At 35.1% G+C, this 4,300-nt stretch carries 4 protein-coding genes and 1 pseudogene; all 5 read left to right on the forward strand.

Annotated elements, in window-relative coordinates; translation table 11 throughout:
• Window positions 1-363, forward strand: a pseudogene (locus V7149_RS24025) (ABC transporter ATP-binding protein); the annotation flags it as partial.
• Window positions 338-2,287: a DUF6449 domain-containing protein gene (locus tag V7149_RS24030; protein WP_335348094.1), complete on the forward strand. Its 1,950-nt coding sequence runs from the start codon at window positions 338-340 to the stop codon at window positions 2,285-2,287. The pseudogene V7149_RS24025 and the gene V7149_RS24030, both read left to right, overlap by 26 nt.
• A 42-nt stretch (window positions 2,288-2,329) precedes the next feature.
• Window positions 2,330-2,725: an RNA polymerase sigma factor gene (locus tag V7149_RS24035; protein WP_438824155.1), complete on the forward strand. Its 396-nt coding sequence runs from the start codon at window positions 2,330-2,332 to the stop codon at window positions 2,723-2,725.
• Window positions 2,726-2,960: 235 nt separating this feature from the next.
• On the forward strand, window positions 2,961-3,245 hold the full coding sequence (locus V7149_RS24040; protein WP_335348096.1) for a DUF3219 family protein: 285 nt from the start codon (window positions 2,961-2,963) through the stop codon (window positions 3,243-3,245).
• An 18-nt stretch (window positions 3,246-3,263) separates the two neighbouring features.
• A complete protein-coding gene (locus V7149_RS24045) occupies window positions 3,264-4,280 on the forward strand; it encodes an LLM class flavin-dependent oxidoreductase (protein ID WP_335348097.1) in 1,017 nt (338 codons plus the stop codon).
• Window positions 4,281-4,300 lie beyond the last annotated feature (20 nt).

Here is a 4,300-nt window from a genome sequence, read left to right on the forward strand (position 1 = left end):
GTGTTAATTTCCTCTCATAATTTAAGAGAGGTTGAAGATTTATGTGATTTCATTGGCATTATGCATAAAGGAAAGTTAATGATTGAAAAAGAATTGGATGATCTAAAATCAGACACTCACAAAATTCAGGTTGCCTTTAATGGGCCGACTCCACCAGGAATCTTTGACCAAGTCAAAATCCTTCATAAGGAAAAACGCGGAAGTGTCCAATTATTTATTGTGAATGGAAAAGAAGAAGAGATATCAGCCAGAATAAAAAAGTATAGCCCTATCATATTTGATATCCTGCCACTAACATTAGAAGAAATTTTTATTTATGAAATGGGGGATGTTGGATATGCAGTCCAAAATATCCTTGGTTAGCAAAGAGATGTGGAAAACCATCTTGAGAAGTGTTGGATGGGTAGCGATCGTATATTTTCTAGGGTTGTTTATCGCTGTTCCATTAGAAATTTTAATGACAGAATCTAAGTTTGAGGAGCATCTGTATTTTCAAAGGGCAAAGAATCTATTCGAGTATAATGCTGAGATTCAAAGTATTTTATCTATAGCACTTCCTGTTCTGCTGGCCATATTCTTATTTCGCTTTTTGCAGGTAAAGCACTTTAGCGATTTTATGCATAGTTTGCCAATTAAAAGAGAGCGAATATATCACGTGTTTACTCTTTTTGGAGCAGTCATTTTAATAACACCAGTTATTCTAAACGCTCTAATAATTTTGATTATTTATGGTCCTTTAAATTTGCATGAATTTTTAACGATTAGCGATGTATTTCAATGGCTAGGCATCACGATTATGTTTAATTTAGTTATTTACATGGTATCCGTTTTTGTCGCGATGATAACAGGATTATCTGTTGTCCAAGGCGGGTTAACCTATATTCTTCTGCTTCTGCCAATTGGCTTGATAATACTATTTGGCTTTAATTTGCCGTTTTACTTATACGGCTTTCCTGAACAATATTTCATGGAAAATAAAATTGAGTCCTTTTCCCCTTTAGTCGCTTTGAGCTTAATCAGCAGACGACCGATTGGATGGGGAGAAATCATCATCTATATTTTGCTGATCTTTATACTTTATGGGTTATCCTTATGGGTTTATAAGCAAAGAAGGCTTGAGGCAGTTTCACAGGCTCTCATTTTTCCATTTATGAAGCCAATCTTTAAATATGGAGCAACATTTTGCTCTATGTTATTAGGCGGAATGTACTTCGGGAAAATGGGTGGCGGCGCCTTTTGGCTTATTGCAGGTTATTTGTTTGGCTCTATTCTAGGGTATTTTATAGCTGAGATGGTACTACAAAAATCTTGGAGGATAATCATTCATATTCGAGGGTTTCTCATATATGTTTGTGCCATGGCGGTGCTTTTCGTGCTATTTCAGTTGGATTTCACTCAATATGAGAAAAATATTCCGTATACGAGTGAAATTGAACGTGTCCATTTTGGAAACAGCTATTACCACTTTAATAATACTGAAGCGGAACCTTATTATCTAGAGGATACAGATAATATCGAGCTTTTAAGAAGGCTTCATAAGGAAATTGTAGCCAATAAGGGTGACAACACATCTTCAAGAGAATCTGCCTTTTTTGTCTATGAGCTAAAAAATGGGAAGAGAATCGTTAGAAACTACGAGATTGATAAAAATAAATATGCTCAATTTTATAAGTTAATTTATGAATCGCCAGAATATAAAAGGGTAACGAATGAAATTTTTCAAGTAAAAGAGGGTCAGATCGAGAAGGTAACCATTCAGCCATATGGTCCTGTAAGTAAAAGATCAATCATTGTCGACCCATCTGAAATGGAAGAAGCGATTTCCATCTTAAAAGATGAGATTAATCAGGCAACGTATGAAGAGATGCAGGATAATCGAGATGCCTATTCGGTAATTGAAATTCTTCAGAGAAATGATAAAACGGTTATGATGGAATGGCGAGTTTCATATAAGAAATTTGAACAGTGGCTTGCTGAAAAAGGGTTATTGGAGAATGCGAGAATCAATGCTTCAGATATTGATACTGCCTACATTGCTCCGAAGGATGAACTAGATATCGACTATAGAGGCTACTCCCATGAGGAAGTATTCAAACAGATGGAAAGTTCAGGGAATATCCTTAAAGTAACAGATAAAACAATGCTGGAAACAACTTTGAAGGATACGAAGGGATATATTGATGGACCATATGTTGTTGCTATTAAATATAATAATGATCGGTATATCGATATAAAAAGCTTTAGCAGTGATAACGTTCCGGATTTTGTAAAGCAATATTTTGAATAGAAAGTGAGGGAGGGGATGAAAATGGATACTTGCTCTATTAATATGAAAGAAATTTGTGATTTGTATTATAAGCGGATTTTTCATGCAGCTTACTGTATTACGAGAGACCATTATTTGGCTGAGGATGTGGTTCAGGAAACCTTACTTAAAGCATATCAAAAAATGGACACCATTCAGGATAAAGAGAAAATGGGAGCCTGGCTGTCATCCATTGCCACGAGAACAGCCATTGACGTGATCCGAAAAGAAAGAAAAACGACTGAAAGATTGGCAGTAAACACAGACCTTGAGAATACGAACGTGATCATGAATCAAAATGTTGAACAGGAAGTAGAACTAAATTTCTTAAATGAGCAAATCCATTCTGTGATTAACTCCCTCTCTCCTGATCAAAAAAACGTGTTTTTACTTAAAATTAATTATGGACNNAATAGCTGAATTATTAAAGCTAAACAAAAATACAGTAAAAACGAAATTGTATAGAATTCGAAAATATTTGAAGGCTATCTTGCTTGAAAAGGGATTAGCATAAATATCAATGAAGGTCCGTTGGGGATAATATTCCACGGACCTTTTTTCACGCTAGCCCTTTTAATAATGAACAAACAGCATATTTGCTACCCCTTTATCCAAATGCTATATTTTTAATAAAAGGAAATAAGAGGGACAATTCATGGTTAATGAAATAATATTAAATGATACTTTGATAAAAGTGTACGATTATAAACAAGGAAAAGTGAATGATTTATATGAAATTTTGGTTTCTTTTGAAGTGACGAGTGAAGAGTATCATGATATAGCAACGTTGCTATATCAAGGGACATTTGATGTGGTAATTCCTGAGAGGGAATTAGCATTTAGAGGGACAATTCAGCAATATTCTACTTCGATTACAAATTTATATGAAAAAGGGCAAGTTGGAAACTATTCATTAAGATTGCTTGAAGTGAAGGATTAAGAAAGTAGGGGTGGAGTGATGAAATTAAGCATTTTGGATCAGTCACCAATTTCTTCAAATCAAACAGCCAAAGAGGCATTAAATGAATCTATGAAATTAGCTCAAGCGGGAGAAAAACTAGGATATTCTCGCTACTGGATTGCTGAACATCATGATTTACCAGGATTAGCTTGTTCAGCACCAGAAGTGTTGTTGAGTTACATTGGAGCGAACACTAATAGAATCCGGATCGGCTCTGGGGCTGTTTTATTACCCTATTATAAACCTTATAAAGTGGCAGAAGTTTATAATACGTTAGCTACATTATTTTCAAATCGAATTGACATCGGTATTGGACGGGCCCCAGGTGGATCAGCTGAAGCTGCCAACGCATTATCTGATAACTTTTTACAGCAGGTGTGGAACATGTCAAATACAGTGAATGATCTACTTCATTTTGTAGACGATAATTTTCCTGAAGATCACAAATACGCGAAAGTCACAGCCTCTCCATTGCCAGAAATTTCACCAGAACCTTGGATTCTAGGTACAAGTAAAAAAAGTGCATTATTTGCAGCAGAAAAAGGATTGCCCTATGCATTCGGAAAGTTTATGAGCGACAATGACGGACCATCTATTATTCAAGAATACATTAATTCATTTACACCAAGAAAAGTGGGCCAACACCCTAAAGTGATTTTAACTGTTTCAGCTATATGTGCAGAAACGAATGAACTAGCAGAAGAGATTGTCTTAAGTTCTCTAATATGGTCATTGCAAAAAGAAAAAGGAGAAGGCCACATTAGCATCCCCTCTATTCAAGAAGCAAAACAATACGAGCTAGATCAAACAGAAAAAACTACTTTATATAAAATAAAACAAAACATGATAATCGGTAATCCCCAAGTAGTGAAACAGAAATTATGCGAGCTTCAAGCTCAATATAATGCGAACGAAATCATGATTGTGACGATAACATACTCTCCTAAAGACCGAATTCGTTCCTATCAATTGATTGCAGAAGAAATACTAAAAAATAAATACGGCACTAATTAAAATGATCAATTAATAATGAA

Source organism: Bacillus sp. JJ1503 (assembly GCF_036965125.1).
Classification (GTDB): Bacteria; Bacillota; Bacilli; order Bacillales; family Cytobacillaceae; genus Cytobacillus.

Excerpts from the sequence above, each read along its gene's own strand:
- V7149_RS24045 (WP_335348097.1), top strand. The coding sequence starts at position 3,264 with ATGAAATTAAGCATTTTGGATCAGTCACCAATTTCTTCAAATCAAACA.
- V7149_RS24040 (WP_335348096.1), top strand. The coding sequence starts at position 2,961 with ATGGTTAATGAAATAATATTAAATGATACTTTGATAAAAGTGTACGAT.
- V7149_RS24030 (WP_335348094.1), top strand. The coding sequence starts at position 338 with ATGCAGTCCAAAATATCCTTGGTTAGCAAAGAGATGTGGAAAACCATC.